This window comes from Microbacterium sp., from assembly GCF_047606685.1.
Taxonomy (GTDB): Bacteria; Actinomycetota; Actinomycetes; order Actinomycetales; family Microbacteriaceae; genus Microbacterium.
The window spans coordinates 17415-37271 of sequence record NZ_JASGEC010000083.1; the positions used below are offsets into that span (position 1 = coordinate 17415).

The 19857-nt window shown below is 71.4% G+C and carries 14 protein-coding genes and 1 riboswitch; of the genes, 8 read left to right on the forward strand and 6 right to left on the reverse strand.

What is annotated here, in order from left to right:
* Nucleotides 1-35 precede the first annotated feature (35 nt).
* The gene (locus QM611_RS09975) at nucleotides 36-1832 is read right to left on the reverse strand and encodes an ABC transporter family substrate-binding protein (protein ID WP_415079763.1); all 1797 of its coding nucleotides are present in this window, start codon (nucleotides 1830-1832) and stop codon (nucleotides 36-38) included.
* A gap of 127 nt (nucleotides 1833-1959) precedes the next feature.
* On the opposite strand from QM611_RS09975, the gene QM611_RS09980 reads away from it, so the two are divergent.
* Together QM611_RS09980 and QM611_RS09985 are read left to right on the forward strand one after the other, a co-directional pair.
* A complete protein-coding gene (locus tag QM611_RS09980) occupies nucleotides 1960-2772 on the forward strand; it encodes a CPBP family intramembrane glutamic endopeptidase (protein ID WP_415079764.1) in 813 nt (270 codons plus the stop codon).
* Nucleotides 2773-3002: 230 nt separating this feature from the next.
* Nucleotides 3003-4028 (forward strand): hypothetical protein, encoded by a 1026-nt coding sequence (locus tag QM611_RS09985; protein WP_415079765.1) that lies wholly within the window; start codon nucleotides 3003-3005, stop codon nucleotides 4026-4028.
* Between the two features lie 77 nt (nucleotides 4029-4105).
* Here QM611_RS09985 and gcvPB read toward each other — a convergent pair whose 3' ends face one another.
* From gcvPB to QM611_RS10005, 4 genes are all read right to left on the reverse strand, one after another.
* A complete protein-coding gene (gcvPB, locus tag QM611_RS09990) occupies nucleotides 4106-7087 on the reverse strand; it encodes an aminomethyl-transferring glycine dehydrogenase subunit GcvPB (protein WP_415079851.1) in 2982 nt (993 codons plus the stop codon).
* Between the two features lie 50 nt (nucleotides 7088-7137).
* Nucleotides 7138-7539 carry a glycine cleavage system protein GcvH gene (gcvH, locus tag QM611_RS09995; RefSeq protein ID WP_415079766.1) on the reverse strand — a complete coding sequence of 134 codons (402 nt, stop codon included), beginning with the start codon at nucleotides 7537-7539 and terminating at the stop codon, nucleotides 7138-7140.
* Entirely contained in the window at nucleotides 7536-8651 is a 1116-nt protein-coding gene (gene gcvT / locus QM611_RS10000; protein ID WP_415079767.1) for a glycine cleavage system aminomethyltransferase GcvT, read from the reverse strand. Before gcvT ends, gcvH begins: the two co-directional genes overlap by 4 nt.
* Nucleotides 8652-8790: 139 nt before the next feature.
* Nucleotides 8791-8882, reverse strand: a riboswitch (glycine riboswitch).
* A gap of 40 nt (nucleotides 8883-8922) precedes the next feature.
* A complete protein-coding gene (locus tag QM611_RS10005; RefSeq protein ID WP_415079768.1) occupies nucleotides 8923-10818 on the reverse strand; it encodes a glycosyltransferase in 1896 nt (631 codons plus the stop codon).
* A 113-nt stretch (nucleotides 10819-10931) separates the two neighbouring features.
* On the opposite strand from QM611_RS10005, the gene QM611_RS10010 reads away from it, so the two are divergent.
* The 6 genes from QM611_RS10010 to QM611_RS10035 are packed head-to-tail and all read left to right on the forward strand — an operon-like array spanning nucleotide 10932 to nucleotide 17831.
* The gene (locus tag QM611_RS10010; protein ID WP_415079769.1) at nucleotides 10932-11654 is read left to right on the forward strand and encodes an NUDIX hydrolase; all 723 of its coding nucleotides are present in this window, start codon (nucleotides 10932-10934) and stop codon (nucleotides 11652-11654) included.
* Nucleotides 11655-11668: 14 nt separating this feature from the next.
* The gene (nadA, locus tag QM611_RS10015) at nucleotides 11669-13051 is read left to right on the forward strand and encodes a quinolinate synthase NadA (RefSeq protein ID WP_415079770.1); all 1383 of its coding nucleotides are present in this window, start codon (nucleotides 11669-11671) and stop codon (nucleotides 13049-13051) included.
* Entirely contained in the window at nucleotides 13048-14811 is a 1764-nt protein-coding gene (gene nadB / locus QM611_RS10020; RefSeq protein WP_415079771.1) for an L-aspartate oxidase, read from the forward strand. The genes nadA and nadB overlap by 4 nt, the downstream gene beginning before the upstream one ends.
* Complete coding sequence (gene nadC, locus QM611_RS10025) at nucleotides 14805-15668, forward strand: carboxylating nicotinate-nucleotide diphosphorylase (RefSeq protein WP_415079772.1); 864 nt, start codon at nucleotides 14805-14807, stop codon at nucleotides 15666-15668. The genes nadB and nadC overlap by 7 nt, the downstream gene beginning before the upstream one ends.
* A 4-nt stretch (nucleotides 15669-15672) precedes the next feature.
* Complete coding sequence (locus tag QM611_RS10030; RefSeq protein WP_415079773.1) at nucleotides 15673-16842, forward strand: cysteine desulfurase family protein; 1170 nt, start codon at nucleotides 15673-15675, stop codon at nucleotides 16840-16842.
* A gap of 44 nt (nucleotides 16843-16886) precedes the next feature.
* Nucleotides 16887-17831 carry a glycosyltransferase family 2 protein gene (locus QM611_RS10035; protein ID WP_415079774.1) on the forward strand — a complete coding sequence of 315 codons (945 nt, stop codon included), beginning with the start codon at nucleotides 16887-16889 and terminating at the stop codon, nucleotides 17829-17831.
* Nucleotides 17832-17980: 149 nt separating this feature from the next.
* Here the strand turns inward: QM611_RS10035 and QM611_RS10040 are convergent, their stop codons facing one another.
* Entirely contained in the window at nucleotides 17981-19837 is a 1857-nt protein-coding gene (locus tag QM611_RS10040) for an ABC transporter ATP-binding protein (RefSeq protein ID WP_415079852.1), read from the reverse strand.
* Nucleotides 19838-19857 lie beyond the last annotated feature (20 nt).

Genomic DNA, 19857 nt, shown 5'->3' on the forward strand with positions numbered 1-19857 from the left:
CGTCGAGGGATCAGCCGAGCGTCACCGTGCGGCGACTATTCGGCGATGGTCCACTCTTGCGCGTTCCACACGATGCCGCTCTGGCCGCCGAAGTGGGAGACTCCCTTGATCGAACCGTTGTCCGCGAACAGACCCGGCAGCTGGAACAGCGGCAGACCGTAGAAGTCCTTCGCCGTCGCAGCGTCGATCTCGATCTTGATCTCGCTCAGCCGCGCGGGATCCAGGGTGACCTGGCTCTCGTCGACGAGCTTGTCGACCTCCGCATTGCTGTAGCCGTTGTAGTTGCCGCCACCGTTCGTCTTGAAGATCTGCGGAAGCGAGGCATTGCCCGCACCCGGCGAGATCCAGCCGAAGATCGAGGCGTCGTAGCTGCCGCTGCCCAGCAACGATCCCCAGTCCTTGGAGCCGGCATCCTTGATCTTGAAGCCCGCCTTCTCGGCCGACTGCTTGATCGCTTGGAAGCTGTCCACACGGTTCGGGTTCTCGGTGTTGTACAGAATTCTCACTGTCGGAGTCTTCCCGTCAAGCAGCGCCTTGGCGCCGTCGATGTCGGGCTCCTCAAACGCGTCGTACCCGCTGGCGGCGACCGCGTCCGCGTACTCCTCGTCGGTGGGCAAGAAGATCTCCGAGTTGAGCACGCTCGCCTCGGGGTTGATCGGCGTGATGATCGACTCGAGAATCTGCTGGCGCGGAACCGTCTTCAAGAAGGCCTCGCGCACATCGGCGTCCTTGAAGGGGCCGGTGAAGTTGAGATCCAGGTGGTCGTACGACACCTGGTCGCCGGTGTGCAGCACGGCGTTCGCCTTCTCCAACGCTGTCAGCGTGTTGGCGTCTGGCTGGGGGTAGATCGCGTTCACCTCGCCGTTTTGCAGGGCCGTGACCTGTGCGCTCGCGTCTCCGATGAATCGGATGATCAACTGGTCGTACTTGGGCTCGAGAGAGCCCTGGTACTCCGGGTTCTTCACGAGGGTGATCGACGACTCCGGGGTGAACTGCGACACAACGAACGGACCGCAGTCCACGAGCAAGCTCTCGTCGGTGGGCATCTCCGTCACGTCATAGCCCTTGTTCCAGAAGTCCGCGACCGCCTTCAGCGTGGAATTCGCCTTGACGGGATTGTCGGGGTCGCCCTTTGGCAGCTTCTTGATCGTGTCGATGAGCTCTTCGAGCGAGACACCGGCCTTCTCGGCCAGAACGTGGGCCGGCTTGCCCATCAGGTTCACCAGCTCCCAGTCCACAAAGGGCTCGGCGTAGGTGATCGTCAACGACAAGTTGTCGTCGCTGATCTCGGGGAAGTCGGTGGTGTCCAGACCCGCCGTGGAGCCGGCGAGAGTGAAGTACTGCGTGCCGCCGTTGGTGGCCTCGCCCGTGGCGGGGTCGATGACCGCGTCGTCGAAGTAGCCGGAGTTGATGACCCAGTTCACGAGCATGTCATCAGCGGTGATGGGCTCGCCGTCCGACCACTTCAGTCCCTCTTTGAGGGTGTAGCGCACGGTGAGCGGGTCGTCCGAGACCTTCTCGTACGTGCCGAAGTCCTCGTTCTTGAGGATGCTGAAGTCGCTGTTCAACCGGAGGAAGCCGCCGAGGCCGAGGCCACCGCTGACGCCCGTCAGATAGCCCACCATGCCGTTGGTGTCGAGGTTTCCGTCCGGAGTGTCGCCGTTGAACGAGGTGAACGCGTTCGTCGTGGCAATCGTGATGGTGCCACCCGTCGAGTCGTCATCATTGTCGTCCTGCGGGGCTGTGGTGCAGCCTGAGAACGCGAGTGCTGCAACGCTGGCAAGCGCGATCGCCGAGACGACCCGCTTTCCACGCGAGCGAATCACTGCCATGTCTCCTCCTGGGATATTGTGCGCCCATGCCGAACACGGCCGGGTCGCGGATATCGGAAACGATAGGTAAGTCCATAGCCCCGGTCAAACAACCGTCGGAAACGTTACACATCCTTAACTCGATCTGATGTGGGTGTGTCATTCTGACGTGGTGTTGGTTGCCTCGGGAGAACGTCGATCCCGCCTGTGGTGGGAGATCGCCCTGGTGCTGGCGATCAGCGTCGGACAGTACGCGATCTACTCCCTGCTGTCGCTCGTGCGGTCCCTCATCAAGGCGGCGCAGCAGGGCCAGGCGCTCGGCGACCAGCAGACGCAGCTCAATCCCACGCTGGCGGACCAGGCGTTCTGGGACGCGCTGTACCAGCTCCTCGACATCGCGTTCGCGCTGGCGCTGGTCGGCATGGTGCTCTACCTGCTGTGGGAATCCGAGGCCAGCCCGTTCCGGCGGATCGGGCTCGACGTCGCCGGCTTCGGGCGCGACGTCGGCCGTGGGCTGCTGATCGCGGCGGCCATCGGCATCCCGGGCCTCGGCCTGTACGCGGCAGGCCGCGCGCTCGGGTTCACGGTGGCGGTCGTCGCTTCTCCTCTCGACGCGGCCTGGTACACCGTGCCGCTGCTCGTGCTCAGCGCGCTGCGGGCGGCGCTGCTGGAGGAGGTCGTCATGGTCGGCTACCTCTTCACGCGCTTGCGGCAGCTGGGGTGGGGGCCGTGGGCGATCATCCTGTCGACCGCCGCGCTGCGCGGCGTGTACCACGCGTACCAGGGTGTCGGGTCGATTCTCGGCAACGCCGTGATGGGCGTCGTGATGGGCTGGTGCTTCCGGCGCTGGGGGCGGGTGATGCCGCTCGTGGCAGCGCACGCGCTGCTGGACGTGGTGGCGTTCGTGGGGTACCCGCTCGCCGCGTCGCTGTGGCCCGGCGTGTTCGCCCCGCCCTCCTGACCCCGGCACTCCCCCTCCGCCGCCATCGGCACGCCCGCGAGAGAACACCTGGTCGCCGAGGGGTAGGGATGTTCCCTATTCTTCGGCGACCAGGTGTTCTCTCGGCGTGCCGGGTGAGGCGGGCGGGTCGGCGGGGCGGGTGTTCCTGCACAGGCGGGGTGGCGAACGAACTATCCACGGATGCGGCGCATCCGCGTCCGTGTGCCCCCGGCATCCGTCAAGGTGTGTGGATGCAGCTCGCACACGATGTCGTCCTCCGGCGGTGCCCCCTCCCCTTGCTCCGGCACCACGACCTGCCCCATCCCGAGCGCGGGCTCGCGCATGGCTCGCTCGTGCGGGTTCGCCACGGCGTCTACGCATCGACTCGCATGTGGGACGACCTCGCGCCCTGGGATCGCTATCTGTGCCGAGTCCATGCGGTAGCGCTGCACCATCCTGACGCGGTGTTCTGCCTCGAGTCCGCCGCCGTCTTGTCGGGGCTCCCGATCTTCGGCGACCCCGTCACGGTGCATGTGCTCGTGCCCCGTTCCGGCGCGTCACGGCACGTGGCCGGCGTGCGCACGCACCGCAGCGCTGCCGATCGGACGATCGTCGAGGCCGACGGGCTCCTGCTCACATCACCGCTGGACACGGCAGTCGACACGGCTCGGCATCGCCACAACGCGATCGGGCTCGCTGTCGCCGACGCGGCCCTGCGAGTCAACTCCGCACTCCGCCCAGACGTTCTGGTGGCGGCAAACGAAGCGCGCTCCAGCAGCCGTGGACGAGACATCGCGCGCTGGCCGCTGTCTCACTCGACCCCGCTGGCCGAGACAGCGCTGGAGTCGATCAGCCGCGCGGTGACCGGGTGGCTCGGCTTTCCGCCACCGGAACTGCAGGTCGCGTTCCGCGCGGAATCGGGCGAGGAGGATCGCGTGGATCTCCTGTGGCGCAACCCGGGCAGTCCGCTGCGACAGACCGGCATCGCGGGGGAGGCAGACGGCCAACTGAAGTACGACGGTCGGTTCGGCGACCCGTCGTCGATCCTGCGCAAGCAGAGTCGACGCGACATCCGTCTTCGCGAGCACGTGCGCTCTGTCACCCATTGGGGCTGGTGGGAGGCAACCCGGTTCCGGCCGCTCCGAGCCATCCTGGTGGGCGCTGGCCTACCGGTGGTCGCTGCGGAGAACACTCCGCAGCTCTTCTCGCTCAAGCGCGCCCTGTCCGCTCACGTCCCGCCACCGCCACCGCCACCGCCACCGCGAGAGAACACCTGACCGCCGAGGGGTAGGGAGGTTCCCTACCCCTCGGCGACCACGTGTTCTCTCGGCACCGGGGCGGGGCGCCGGGCGGGTCAGGCGAAGGCCGCGGGCGGAGGGCAGGCGCACACCAGGTTGCGGTCGCCGAAGGCCTGGTCGATGCGGCGCACCGGGGGCCAGTACTTCGCCGAGACCAGCGAGCGCACCGGGAAGACCGCCTCCTCGCGGGAGTAGGGATGCCGCCACTCGGCGACCGCGATCGACTCCGCCGTGTGCGGGGCGTTCACGAGCGGGTTGTCGCCCTGCGGCCACTCCCCCGCGGCGACCCGCCGCGCCTCGGCGTGGATGGCGATCATCGCCTCGATGAAGCGCTCGATCTCGGCAAGATCCTCCGACTCGGTCGGCTCGACCATGAGCGTGCCCGCGACCGGGAACGACATCGTCGGCGCGTGGAACCCGTAGTCGACCAGCCGCTTGGCGACGTCGTCGACGGTGATGCCCGTCTCCTCGCGCAACGGCCGGAGATCGAGGATGCACTCGTGCGCCACGAGCCCGCCCGCCCCCGCGTACAGCACCGGGAAGTGCCCGCGCAGCCGCGCGGCGATGTAGTTGGCCGACAGCACCGCCGCCGCCGTGGCATCCCGCAGTCCGGCGGCGCCCATCATGCGCACGTACGCCCACGAGATCGGCAGGATGCCGGCCGAGCCGTGCGCCGCCGCCGAGACCGGCCCGCCCTCGAACACGAAGCCGCCGGCGTGCTCGCGGCGCTGCGCGAGCGGATGCGACGGAAGGTACGGCGCCAGATGCGCCTTCGCCGCCACCGGGCCCACGCCCGGCCCGCCGCCGCCGTGCGGGATCGCGAACGTCTTGTGCAGGTTCAAGTGCGACACGTCGCCGCCCAGGTCGCCGAAGCGCGCGAAGCCGAGCAGCGCGTTGAGGTTCGCGCCATCCACGTACACCTGCCCGCCCGCGTCGTGCACGGCCTGCGCGATCTCGACGACGTCCTGCTCGTAGACGCCGTGCGTGGACGGGTAGGTGATCATCAGCGCCGCCAGCGACCCCGCGTGCTGGGCGATCTTCGCCCGCAGGTCGTCGAGGTCGACGTTTCCGGCCTCGTCGCACGCGACGACCACGACCCGCATGCCGGCCAGCACCGCCGAGGCGGCATTGGTGCCGTGCGCCGACGACGGGATGAGGCACACGGTACGCTCCGCCTCGCCGTTGGCCTCGTGGTACCCGCGGATCGCCAGCAGCCCGGCCAACTCGCCCTGCGAGCCCGCGTTCGGCTGCAGCGAGACCGCGTCGTAGCCCGTGACCTCGGCCAGCCACGACTCCAGCTGCTCGATCATCGCGAGGTAGCCGCGCACGTCCTCCTCGGGCGCGAACGGGTGCACGCGCGAGAACTCCGGCCACGACACCGCCGCCATCTCGGCCGCGGCGTTGAGCTTCATCGTGCACGACCCGAGCGGGATCATGCCGCGATCGAGCGCGTAGTCCTTGTCGGCGAGGCGCTTGAGGTAGCGCATCATCGCCGTCTCGCTGCGGTGCTCGGAGAAGACGGGATGCGTGAGGTACCCGCCGTCTCGGCGCAGCTGCTCGGGCACGCCGGCGAGCGGGGTGGCGTCGGAGAACGGGATGCCGCCGGGCTCGCCGACATCCGCGGTGGCTCCCCTCGAGCCTGCCGCTTGCCCTGAGCCTGCCGCTTGCCCTGAGCCTGCCGCTTGCCCTGAGCCTGCCGCTTGCCCTGAGCCTGCCGAAGGGCCGAACGCCCACGCCACCGCGGCGAGGTCGGCCGCCGTCGTGGTCTCGTCCACCGACACGCCGACCGTCGCGTCGTCGATCCACGCGAGCTGGTACCCGCGCGACCGCGCGCGCTCGATGACAGCGCGCGACCGCCCCGGCGCCACCACGCGGAGGGTGTCGAAGAACGAGTCCGACACGAGGCTCAGCCCCCGCGCGCGCAGGAGCGCGGCCAGCGCCTCGGCCTTGCGCGCGACCTCGGCCGCGATCGCGCGCAGCCCGTCGGGCCCGTGGTACACGGCGTACATCGCCGCCATGACGGCCAGCAGCACTTGGGCGGTGCAGATGTTCGACGTCGCCTTCTCGCGACGGATGTGCTGCTCGCGGGTCTGCAGCGCGAGGCGGTACGCGGGCTTGCCCGCGGCATCCTGCGACACTCCCACGAGCCGGCCCGGCAGCTGGCGCTCGAGCCCCGCGCGCACCGCCAGGTAGCCCGCGTGCGGCCCGCCGAAGCCGAGCGGAACGCCGAAGCGCTGCGTCGTGCCGACGGCGACGTCGGCGCCGAGCGAGCCCGGCGAGCGCAGCAGCGTGAGCGCGAGGAGGTCGGCGGCGACGACGGCGAGTCCGCCGTGCTCGTGGACCGCGGCGATGGTCTCGGCCGGATCCCACACCCGGCCCGACGCGCCGGGGTACTGGATGAAGGCGCCGAAGCACTCGGGGATGCCGGAGGTCTCCGGCCCTTCGACAGGCTCAGGGGCCGGAGCAGGCTCAGGGGCCGCAGAGAGCCGCGCCAGCGAGAGCTCGACAATGCGGATGCCGACCGCCGTCGCCCGCGCGTGCAGCAGCGCCTTGGTCTGCGGCAGCGCGTCGACGTCGACCACGAACACGTTGGAGGCGGACTTCGACGCGCGGCGGGCCAGCAGCATCCCCTCCACCACCGCCGTGGACTCGTCGAGCATCGACGCGTTGGCCGTGGACAGCCCGGTGAGCTCTGCCACCATCGTCTGGAAGTTGATGAGCGCCTCCAGCCGGCCTTGCGAGATCTCGGGCTGGTACGGCGTGTACGCGGTGTACCACGACGGGTTCTCGAGCACGTTGCGCGCGATCACCGCCGGCGTGAGCGTGTCGTAGTAGCCGAGGCCGATCATGGGCCGAGCCAGCCTGTTCTGCGCGGCGAGCTCGCGCAGCCCGGCGAGCGCCTCCGCCTCGGTGGCGGCGGGCGGGATGCGGGAGGAATCGCGCCCTTCGACAGGCTCAGGGGCCGAGTAGTGGATGGATGCCGGCACCGCCGCCTCGACGAGCGCGTCCACGCTGTCGTAGCCCACGACATCCAGCATCGCGCGCTGGGCCGCGGAGTCCGTGCCGATGTGGCGACGGGCGAACGAGGTCACGCGTCGCCGCCGGTGAGCGCCACGTACGCGTCGCGATCGAGCAGCGCCTCGGCAGCGCCCGCGGCGACGGCGAGCTTGAGCAGCCATCCGTCGCCGAACGGGTCGGCGTTCACGAGCGACGGGTCGTCGACCGCGGCGTCGTTGACCTCGACGACGGTGCCGTCCAGCGGGGCGTAGAGCTCGCCGACCGACTTGGTCGACTCGATCTCTCCGCACACGTCGTTCGCCACAACGGCGGCGCCGGCAGCCGGCAGGTCGACGTAGACGACGTCGCCCAGCTTGTCGGCTGCGTAGTCGGTGATGCCGATGGTGGCCACGACGGTCCCCTCGCCCGTCGACGGGCCGAGCGCGACCCACTCGTGCTCGGCGGTGTACTTGAGGCTGTTCAGATCGGTCATTTCTTCCTCCGGTAGAAGGGCAGGGCGGTCACGGTCGCGGGGATGCGGGTTCCCCGCACGTCGATGGAAAGCTCTGCGCCCGGCGCGGCGACGGCCGGTGCGACGAAGGCCATCGCGACGGGGCGCCCGAGCGTGGGGCTGAGGGCGCCGCTGGTGATCTCGCCCACGCGCGCGCCGTCGGCGTCGAGCACGGCGTAGCCCGCGCGGCCCGCGCGGCGCCCCTCGCCGACGAGGCCGACGAGCACCGGAGCGCCCGCGGGAGGGCCCGCCTCCAGTGCCGCGCGCCCGACGAAGTCGGCCGTCTTGGTCGCGAGCGGCGCAACCCGGCCAAGGCCCGCTTGGGCGGGCTGCACGTCGAGCGACAGCTCGTGCCCGTACAGCGGCATGCCCGCCTCGAGGCGCAGTGTGTCGCGGGCGGCAAGGCCCGCGGGCACGAGGCCCAACGGCGCGCCTGCCGCGAGGAGCGCGTCCCACAGCGGCACTGCCGCGGCATTGCGGACCAGCAGTTCGAAGCCGTCCTCTCCGGTGTACCCGGTGCGGGCGACCAGCAGCGGCTCGCCCGCGAAGCGCGCGGACGCCCACGCGTAGTAGCCCTGCTCGCCCCACGGCACGCTCACCTCGGCGATGCCGTCGGTGGCGGCGAGGATGCTCTCGGCGGCGGGGCCCTGCACCGCAATGAGCGAGTACCGGTCGGTGAGGTCGTCGACGGATGCATCCGCGAACGCGGCGCCGCGCTCACGGAAAGCGGCGGCCACGGCATGCCGATTTCCCGCGTTCGCGACGACCAGGTACCGGTCCTCGGCGAGCCGGTAGACGATGACGTCGTCGACGATGCCGCCGGACTCGGAGAGCACGAGCGAGTACTTCGCCTTGCCCACGCGCATCACAGAGACCAAGCCCGCCAGCGCGTGGTCGAGGAACGCGGCGGCGTCCGCGCCTGCCACCTCGAACTCGGCCATGTGCGAGATGTCGAAGAGCCCGGCGGCGGTGCGCACGGCGTGGTGCTCGGCGAGGTCGGACGTGTAGCGCACCGGCATCGACCAGCCGCCGAAATCGGTGAACGCGGCGCCGAGCGCGACGTGGCGCGCGTGCAGCGAAGTGGTGCGGGTCATGAGTTCCTCCCGTTGGCGTCGGGCGGATGCCGGTCCGGCATCCGAGAACTCCCCCACTGTCATTGGCCTGAGAGCTTCGCCCGGGCGGGCTTTCACCTTCGGCACGGCCACGGCGAGCGCGGGCGTTTTCCAGAGTGGCCGGGCGCGAGCGGTATGCGGACCTGAGAGATTGGCGGGGAGGCTTGCTCCTTCGGTGCCCAGCCGAGGCCGGGGCTCTCCCGCACGCGTCATGCGGCCTGTCTTCAATTGCAGACTCAGCATACCGGGCGCGTCAACGCCGATGCCGCCAACGCCACACGCGCCTGCGCATCCCGTCGGGAAGCGTCTCCCACGCTCTTCTCGCCAGGCCGTGGCCCGGCCCGCCCAGCACCCGCACACGGCCGCGGACGGCGACCAGCCGCGTGCGCGCGGGGCGGCCGCCGAACACGACGGAGAACGCCCCCACGCTCCCGCCGACCTCGCCGACGAGGCGGGCGGCGCCGTCCACGACCGTGACACGGCACGAGCCGACCGACTCCCCGTCCGCTCCGACGAGATCGCCCGGGGCGCTCAGCGCGCTGTGCACGTCGACGTGGGGCAGCTCGACCGCGAACCGCGCGCGCCGGCCTGTCGTCATCATCGTCACGACGGGCTCGCCGGCGTCCAGGACGCTGACCGCCGTCTGCCCCACATCGACCGCGAGCCTCCCGCCCTGCGTGCGGTACGCGGCCATCAGGCGGCCCGCGACGACCGCCCAGCGGGGCGGCGCGAAATCCGTGCGCACTTGGCGCACGACGCGCGTGCGCAGCACGGTGGTGCGCACGTAGAAGTCCCACGGGCCGTCGTGCAGGCGTCCTGGCCCGTCGTCCGCCGGCTCCCAGCGCAACGGCACAGCGGCCTGCAGGAGCGGCGCCACCCCGCTCTCGGCGAGCCCTGGCGCGGCAGCGGGCGACAGCATCCAGTCGACCTTCTCGCGCCGTGAGCGCCGATCGATCGCGTACACCGCCTTCCCGAGCGCGTCGGTCGCATCGTCGCTCAGTCCACGCTCGGCGGCGAACGCGGCGACCTCGGGGTCGAGGGCCAGCCGCACACGGTCGCCCTGGCGCACCACGGCCGACCCCGACTCCGCCTGCAGCTCCCATTCGATCGCCAGGTCGGCGCGCAGCGCGCCCGCCTCCCAGCGCACGGCGCGGGCGGTCGGCACGCACACCAGGCGCGCCGCCGTGTGCTCGTGCCTTTCCACCAGGTCGAACCGGCCCGCGCGCAGCAGCGCTGCCTTGATCCGGCGCCACGGGTCCAGGTGTGTGTCGGCGGCCTCCGGCACACGCGGCAGGAGCGCGGAGACGAAGGCGCGGATCTGCTCCTGCTCCTCGGGCGAGCGCCCCTCCCGGGCGAACAGCGGCAGCACTCGCATGTGCAGTTGGTACGCCTGGAAGCGCGGGCGCAACTCGTCGAAGCGCTCTTGCTGCAGCTCCTCGTCGATCCACTGGAAGACGCGGCCGACCGCGTCGAGGTACTCGCCGAGGTCGTCGTGGAACGTCGCGCTGGTGGTGCTGTCCTCCGGCCTGTTCCAGAAGTAGAACGGCGTGGAGGCGAGAATCGACACCACCTCGGCGCGCGCGTGGGCGGCGATGTCGAAGTGGATGTCCTCCCAGATCTGGCGACCGCCCTCGGGGAAGCGGATGCCCTTGTCGCGCACGAATGCGGTGCGGAACATCTTGTGCGGGTTCATCGGCAGGAGGGGATGCCGTTCGGTCCAGTCGATGGCGTTGTCGACGTCGTCGTCGGAGTCGCGCAGCCACCATCCCGGCGAGTCGCTCTTGGACTCCTTGCCGTCCAGCACGTCGGCGCGCGTCCGCGACGCCAGCTCGTAGGCCGCGCGCAGCGCGTCGGGGAAGAGGCGGTCGTCGTGGTCGAGGAAGACAAGGTACTCGCCGCGCGCCTGGTCGATCCCGTGATTGCGCGGGGCCGACGGCCACCCGGAGGGCGAGAGGCGGAACACCCGATAGTTCGCCCGGCGCGCCGCAATGCGCTGGAGCCTCGGGAACGTGTCGTCCGGCGAGCCGTCGTCGACGAGCAGGACCTCGAACTCGTCCTGCGGCAACGTCTGGCAGTCAAGGCTGGCCACCAGCTCGTCGAGATGCTCAGTGGAGCGGTACGTCGGCACCACCACGGTGGCTTTGATCACTGCGCCTCCCGAAATCGAGCCTGCGGCCGTGCCCTCAGGCTAGCGGTCCGCACGCGGCGGGTTGCTCTTCGGGTCAATATGACTATAAGATGGAGCAGGAGGTTAGAGTCAAAGTGACCAGAACAATCGCCCGCACCGGCCAGGCAACGCCCGCCACGGCCGACGACGACGCGCGCGTGGCCGTCTCGACGGTGATCTTCAGCCTCCGCCGCGCCGGCGACGACCTGCCCGCGGTCGTCCTCCCGCTCGTGCGCCGCACGCGTGACCCGTTCGAGGGGCAGTGGGCGCTACCCGGCGGCTGGCTCAACACCAGCGAGGGCCTCGACGCCGCCGCTTCCCGCACGCTCGCCGAGACGACAGGGCTGGCGCCGAGCTACCTCGAGCAGCTGTATGCGTTCGGCGACGTCGACCGCTCCCCCACGCGCGTCGTCTCGATCGTCTACTGGGCGCTCGTGCGCGAGGACGTGCCACTCGCGCAGGAGAACGTGGCCTGGTTCGACGCCGCCACACTGCCACCGCTGGCCTTCGACCACAACGACATCGTCGAGTACGCGCTATGGCGGCTGCGCAACAAGGTCGGCTACAGCCGCATCGCGCACGGCCTGCTGCCCGACGCCTTCACCCTCGCCGAGCTACGCGAGGTGTACGAGGCGATCCTCGGGCGCCGGCTCGACCCCGCGAACTTCCGCCGCCAGGTGGAGAGCTCGGGAACCCTGATCCCCACCGACGACTTCCGCACGGGCAGCCACCGCCCCGCGCGACTCTACCGCTACAACCGGGATGTCGAGCTCGCCGACCGCGGCCCTCTCGACATCCACCGACCGGCATTCCACTGATCCGGGAAGGCAACATGCCCGCTGTCAACATCACCCTCACCACTCCCCCACAGGGAGCCGACCCCAGCGTCGACCACGAGATCCAGGCGATCGTGTCGGGCGTGTCGAGCGCCGAGACGTGCAACACCGACCTGGCGGCGGGGCCGTGGGTCTTCGACACGCGCCCCGGCTACGGCCCCGGCTCGTCGATGGGCGATGTGATCCCCACCGGCGCGCCGCGGCAGCCAGAGCTGCCACGCGAGTACCGCGAGGCCTCCGAGCAGGAGCTCGCAGGCCGCATCCGAGCCGCGAAGACGACCCTCGGCGACCGCGTCGTCGTGCTCGGCCACTTCTATCAGCGCGAAGAAGTCGTCACGCACGCCGACCACGTGGGCGACTCGTTCCAGCTCGCCGGTTTCGCCAAGGCCCACCCCGAGGCCGAGGCGATCGTGTTCTGCGGTGTGCACTTCATGGCCGAGACCGCCGACCTGCTGTCGCTGCCCGAGCAGGCGGTCATCCTGCCGAACCTCGCAGCCGGCTGCTCGATGGCCGACATGGCCGACATCGACCAGGTCGAGGAGTGCTGGGAGCAGCTCGAGGAGGTGTACGGCGACCCTTCGACAGGCTCAGGGCTCGACACCCCCGACGCGGACGGTCTGGTCCCGGTCGTCCCGGTCACCTACATGAACTCGTCGGCAGCCATCAAGGGCTTCGTCGGCCGGCACGGGGGCATCGTGTGCACGTCGTCGAACGCCCAGACGGTGCTGGAGTGGGCGTTCCAGCGGGGGCGGCGCGTGCTGTTCTTCCCCGACCAGCACCTCGGCCGCAACACGGCGAAGGCGATGGGCGTGCCGCTGGAGCAGATGCCGATGTGGAACCCGCACAAGCCCCTCGGCGGGTCGACGGCGGCGCAGCTGGAGAGCGCGCGCGTCATCCTGTGGCACGGCTTCTGCTCGGTGCACCGCCGGTTCACGGTCGACCAGATCGAGCGGGCCCGCGCCGAGCACCCCGGCGTGCGCGTGATCGTGCACCCGGAGTGCCCCATGGCGGTGGTGGACGCCGCGGACGAGTCGGGATCGACCGACTACATCCGGCGCGCCATCGAGGGCGCAACCGAGCCCACGACGTTCGCGATCGGCACCGAGGTGAACCTCGTGCAGCGCCTGGCCGCCGACAACCCGCAGCACGAGATCTTCTGCCTCGACCCGGTGGTGTGCCCGTGCTCGACCATGTACCGCATCCACCCCGGCTACCTCGCGTGGGTGCTCGAGGGCCTGGCAGCCGGCGAGGTGCGCAACCGCATCACGGTGCCCGCGGACGTCGCCGATCCGGCGCGGGCCGCGCTGGAGCGGATGCTGGCAGCCAAGCCGCCCGCCGCGCCGCCGGCGGTCGCCGCGGGCTGGGAGAATGCGTCATGACCGCCTCGCGCCAGACCCGGCCGTTGAGCGAGCGCAGCGAAACCCGGTCGTTGAGCGAGCGCAGCGAGACGAAACGCCGCAACCGCACGCCGCACGCGGTCGTCGTGGGCTCGGGCATCGCCGGGCTCACCGCCGCGCTGCACGCGGTGCAGCACGGCTGCGCCGTCACACTCGTCACGAAAGACGTGCTCGAGCACGCCAACACCCGCTTCGCGCAGGGCGGCATCGCCGGCGTGATGTTCGCCGACGACCGGGTGGAGGACCACATCCACGACACGCTCGTCGCCGGCGGCGGCCTGAACGACCCCGAGGCCGTGCGGGTGCTCGTGAACGAGGGGCCCGCCCGCATCCAGGAGCTCGTCGACCTCGGCGTCGCCTTCGACCGCTCGGCGGACGGCGCGTTCCACAAGGGGCTGGAGGCGGCGCACTCCTACCCGCGCATCCTGCACTCGGGAGGGGATGCCACCGGCACCGCGATCGAGCGGGCCCTCGTCGCGCGGCTGCGCGCCAGCGCGGTGCGGGTTGTCGAGCACGCCTTTCTCGTCGACCTCGTGCTCGACAACTCGCGCGTCACGGGAGTCGAGCTGATCGTCGGCGAGCTGCCCGGAGTCGCGGGCGACCGCGAGACGATCCTCGCCGACGCGGTCGTGCTCGCCACCGGCGGCGCCGGAGAGCTGTACGCGCACACGACCAACCCGCCCGTGGCAACCGGCGACGGCATCGCCGCCGCGCTGCGCGCGGGGGCGCACGTCAGCGACCTCGAATTCTTCCAGTTCCACCCCACGATCATCGGCGTCGGAGACGCGTTCCTGGTGTCGGAGGCGGTGCGCGGCGAGGGCGCGATCCTCGTCAACGAGCACGGCCGCCGTTTCGCGTTCGACGCCCACCCCGACGGCGAGCTCGCGCCCCGCGACGTCGTGGCCCGCGCGATCGCGCGCGAGATGGAGCTGCAGCAGGGCAGGCCGGTCTTCCTCGACGCGACCAGGCTGCGCCCGACCGTCGCCGAGACATCCGCGTTCCTCGCCGAGCGCTTCCCCACGATCGACGCCGCGGTGCGCGCCCGCGGACTGGACTGGGCCCGAGAGCCCGTCCCGGTCACGCCCGCGGCGCACTACCTGATGGGCGGTGTCACCACCGACCTGGACGGGCGCACGAGCCTGCCCGGCCTGTACGCGGTAGGCGAAGTCGCTCGCACGGGCGTGCACGGCGCCAACCGGCTGGCGTCCAATTCGCTGCTGGAGGGCGCGGTGTTCGGCGCGCGCGCCGGCGACGCGATCGCCGCCGACGCCGCCAGCGGCGCCTGGCCCGCGCACCGGTCGCCGAACCCCGCACACCGGTCGTTGAGCGAGGACGCCGCAGGCGACCGAGACGAAACGCAGCTCCCCGCAGACCGCGCCGAGCCCTTCTCGCGCGCGGCGCTGCAGCGGCTCATGTGGGAGCACGCGGGACTCGTGCGCGACGAGGCCGGGCTGCGGCACGTGGCATCCGTCCTCGCGCGCTGGAGCGCGCAGCCCCGCCGCCCGCGCACCGAGGCAGAGCACGAGGACGAGAACCTCCTCGTCGTCGCGCGCGAGCTCGTCGCGGCGGCGCTCGCGCGCCGTGCGTCGGTGGGCGCCCACTACCGCAGCGACACCGGCGGCGGCAGAACTCCTCCACAAGGCGCCGAAGCCGCCGCGCAGCAGCCCGAATCGGCCCGCGAGACCGCGCTCGAGCGGAGTTCTGCAGGCGACGCCGAGCTGACCGAGGCGCGGGCATGCTGACCCGGGCGGTGATCGAACGCGCCGTCGCCGCGGCGCTCGACGAAGACGCGCCGTGGGGCGACATCACCAGCGAGTCGCTCATCACTCCCGACGCCACCGCGGCGGCCGAGCTCGTGGCGCGCGAGGAGGGGGTGTTCAGCGGGGGCGAGGTCTTCGCCGCCGCGTTCGGCCTCACCGACCCCGCGGTGGTCGTCGGCCTCATCGTGGAGGACGGCGAGCCGTTCTCCGCCGGAGCGGTGCTGGCGACCGTGTCGGGGCCGGCGCGGGCCGTGCTCACCGCCGAGCGCGTCGCGCTGAACTTCACGCAGCGAATGAGCGGCATCGCGACGCTGACGGCGCGCTACGTGGCGGAGGTCGCCCACACCGGGGCCCGCATCGCCGACACCCGCAAAACGACGCCCGGGCTGCGCGCCTTCGAGCGGCACGCGGTGGTCAGCGGCGGGGGCCACAACCACCGCTTCTCGCTGTCGGACGCGATGATGGCCAAAGACAACCATCTCGCCGTCCTGGCCGCGAAGGGCGTGTCGGTGACGGCGGCGCTGCAGGGCGCGATCGCGCTGCTCCCGCACACCACTCACGTCGAGGTCGAAGTCGACCGCGTCGACCAGATCGACGCGGTGCTCGCCGCCGGCGTCGGCACGATCATGCTCGACAACTTCTCGCTCGACGACCTGCGCCGCGGCGTGGAGCTGGTCGGCGGCCGCGCGATCATCGACGCGAGCGGCGGCGTGACACTGGAGACCGTGCGCGCCATCGCCGAGACCGGCGTCGACGTCATCTCGGTCGGCGCCCTCACGCACTCGGCCCGAGCGCTGGATTTGGGCCTGGACATCCGGCTCGACGCCGCGCGAGTGTGACGCGATGACGCTGCTGTACCTCGACAACGCGGCCACCACGGCCGTGCGCCCCGAGGTGCTGGAGGCGATGACGCCGTTTCTCACGCGCTGGTTCGGCAACCCCTCCAGCCACCACACGGTGGGCGAGGCGGCCGCGGGCGCGCTCGCTGACGCACGGGCGCGCGTGGCCCGGGTGCTCGGGATGCGGGCGAGCGACATCGTGTTCACCTCCGGCGGCACCGAGGCCAACAACCTCGCGATCAAGGGCATCGCGATCGCGGCGCAGCAATCCCGCTCCTCCCGGCCCCTGAGCCTGTCGAAGGGCAGCCTCGTCACCACCGCGATCGAGCACGAGTCCGTGCTCGCCTCCGCCGACTACCTCGCCCGCGTGCACGGCTTCGACGTCGTGCACGCACCGGTCGACGGGCACGGCCGCCTCGATCCGCGCACGGTCGTCGACGCGCTGCGCGACGACACGGTGCTGGTGGCCTTCGGCTATGCGAACAACGAGGTCGGAACGGTGCAGGATGCCGCGGCCGTCGCCGCCGTCGCGCGCGAGCGCGGCATCCCGGTCCACCTCGACGCGGTGCAGGCCGCGGGCTGGCTGCCGCTTTCCGGGCTGGGCGCTGACGCGATCTCGCTCGCCGGGCACAAGCTGGGCGCGCCCAAGGGCACCGGCGTGCTGGCCGTGCGCGGCCGCATCCCGCTCGAGCCGCTCCTGCACGGCGGCGGGCAGGAGCGCGGCCGTCGCAGCGGCACCGAGGACGTCGCGGGCGCGGTCGGGTTCGCCACCGCGCTCGAGCTCGCCGAGGCAGAGCGGGCCGAGTCGGCCGAGCGCGTCGGCGCCCTCGTGCGCGGCTTCATCGCGCGCGTGCTGGATGCCGTGCCCGGCGCGCGGCTCACCGGCGATCCTGTGCACCGCCTGCCGGGCACGGCGAGCTTCACGTTCGCGGGCACGAGCGGCGAGGTGATCCTCTTGGAGCTCGAGCGTCGCGGCATCGTCTCGTCGAGCGGATCGGCGTGCGCGGCCGGCAGCGATGAGCCGTCGCATGTGCTCGTCGCTCTGGGGGTGGCCGCCGAGGTGGCGCAGACGGCCGTGCGGTTCACCTTCCCGCACGAGCTCGACCAGCCGCTCGGCCCTGTCGCCGACGCGGTGGCGGCCTCGGTCGCGGCCGTCGGCTCGTCCGGGCGCTGAGCAGCCGGCCGGCGTGCGGGCCGGCGGCGATAGAATCGGATGCCGTGGGAACCGCCGCGATCACGGTCATCGTGCCGGGGCTCGATGTCGCCGCGTATCTCGCCGAGGCCCTCGACTCGTTGCGCGCGCAGAGTCGGCAGGACTGGATCGCGATCCTCGTCGACGACGGCTCGACGGATGCCACCGGCGCCCTGTTCGACGCGGCGGCCGCGGCCGATTCGCGCTTCCGGGTCGTCCACCACGCGCGCCGCCGCGGCCTGGGCGCGGCGCGCAACACCGGGCTCGACCTCGTCGAGACTCCCCTCGTCGGCTTCCTCGACGCCGACGACGTGCTCACCCCGCACGCGCTCGAGCGGCTCATCGGAGCCCTCGATCGGTCGGGCAGCGACTTCGCCGTCGGAGCCTACGTGCGCCTGCGCCCGGACGGGCTCGGCGGCTACGCGGCCGGCGACGTGCAGCCGTGGGTTGCCGCGGCCACGGCGCCAGAGCGGCAGGCCACCACGATCGACGAGCACCCCGACGCATCCGGCAACATCGTCGCGTGGTCCAAAGTGAGCCGCACCGGGTTCTGGCGGCGTGCCGGCCTGCGCTTCCCCGAGGGCCGGCTCTACGAGGACCAGATCGTCGCGCAGCGCATGTACACGGCCGCGCGCGCGTTCGATGTGGTGCCCGATGTCGTGGCGCACTGGCGCGAGCGGGCCGACGCGTCGTCGATCACGCAGCGCCAGCACACCCTCCCCGTGCTGCGAGACTACCTCGACGCGCTGGCGGCGGGCATCGACGTGCTCGAGACGACCGGACACCCGGCCGCGGCCCGGGCGCGTGTGCGGCTCATCCAGGAGATGGATCTCGTCCCGCTCGTGGAGATCGCGCGCACGCACCCCGACGACGCGTACCGCCGTGCCCTCGGCGCGTTCGCGCGCTCGCTCGCGACGCGGGCCGCCGGCATCCCGCTGTCTCCCGGCGTCTCCGCCGCCGCCTTGTGGTGATCCCCCGCCCCGGCCCCAGCCCCAACCGCCCCCAGCCCCCACCGAACCCCCCTCTCCCAAATCTCCTGATCTCGCGCGCTCAGGACGATCCGGCACGGAACGTCCTGACGACGCGAGATAGCCTGATCTGGGGAAACCGGACCGAACGCTCAAGCGCCAGCAGCACCCTGCTGCGCCGCCAGCTGCGCATACAGCCCGCCCCGGGCCAACAGCTCGGCATGCGTGCCCGACTCGACGATGCGCCCGGCGTCGACGACGTGGATGACGTCGGCCCCGACCACGGTCGACAGGCGGTGCGCGATGGAGAGCGTCGTGCGGCCGCGGACCGCGGCATCCAGCGCCTGCTGCACGATCCGCTCCGACACGGTGTCCAGCGCCGAGGTCGCCTCGTCCAGCAGCAGCACGGCCGGATCCTTCAGCAGCACGCGCGCGATCGCAATGCGCTGCTTCTCGCCGCCCGACAGCCGGTACCCGCGCTCGCCGACGACGGTATCGTAGCCGCGCTCGAACCCCTCGACGACGTGGTGGATGTTCGCTGCGCGGCACGCCGCCTCGAGCTCGGCGTCGGTCGCGTCGGGCTTCGCGTACCGCAGGTTCTCGCCAATCGTGGCGTGGAACAGGTACGTCTCCTGCGACACGACGCCGACCGTGTCGACGATCGACTCCATCGCCAGCCGGCGCACGTCGGCGCCGGCGAACAGCACCTCCCCCGACGACGCCTCGTACAGGCGGGGCACGAGGTACAGCACCGTTGTCTTGCCCGCCCCGCTCGGGCCGACGAACGCGACGTGCTGTCCGGGCTCTGCCACGAACGTGACGCCGTCCAGCGTCGCCCGCGAGCTCGGCGCGGCGTCGGGGTAGCGGAACACCACATCGCGGAACTCGACGCGGCCCACCACGCCGGGCGCGGTGTCCACCGACATCGCGTCCGGCGCGTCGGCGATCGCCGGCTCCAAGTCGAGGTACTCGAAGATGCGGGCGAACACGGCTGCCGAGGTCTGCACGTCCAAGGCCACGTGCATGAGCCCCATGAGCGGCCAGAGCAGCCGCGCCTGCACCGTCGTGAACGCGACGATCGCGCCGGCCGTGATGGTGTCGGTGGCGCCGGTGACGAGAAAGCCGGCCACAAGGTAGATGACGGCGGGAACGCTTGCCATGAGCACCTGCACGACGGCGAAGAATCCCTGGCCGCTCATCTCGAGGCGCACTTGGAGGCGCACTTGGTTGCGGTTCTCGTCCTGGTAGCGCGCGGACTCCGACCGTTGGCGGTTGAACGACTTCGACAGCAGGATGCCGCTGACGCTCAGCGCCTCTTGCGTGATGGCGGTGAGCTCTGACAACGACTCTTGCGTCTGCTCGGCGATGCGCATGCGCACCTGCCCGACACGGCGCTGCACGAGCACGAGGAACGGCATCAGCACGATCGCGATGATCGTGAGGCGCCAGTCGATCACGATCATCGCGGCAAGCGAGGCGGCCACCGTGACGACATTGCCGACGACGCTCGTGATGGTGTGGGTGAGCACACCCGCCACGGCGCCGACGTCGTTTTGCAGGCGGGACTGGATGACACCGGTCTTCGTGCGGGTGAAAAAGCCCAGCTCCATCGCCTGCAGGCGCTCGAACAGGCGCACCCGCAGGTCGCCGGCGACGCTGTTGCCGGCCGTCGCGGTCAACCACGTCTGCACAACCCCCGCGCCGGCCGAGAGGAGGAAGAGCGCGATCATGAGCGCGACGAGGTTGGCCAGCAGCGGGATGTCGGGGCGCCCGCCGTCGACGGGGAACAGCGCGTCGTCGAAGATGCGCTGCACCACAAGCGGCGGGACGACAGCGATCGCCGCGCCGACGACCACGAGGAACGCCGTCGTCGCGATGCGGCCGCGATACGGACGAAACAGCGCCACGACGCGGCGGCCGAGGTGCTCGACGCGCGGCGCTTCGGCGTTCTCGCGGCGCTGGGCGTCCGCATCCACTCGGCGGGATCGGGCCGCGCGCGCTCCGCCCATGCTCACACGGGCCAGCGTAG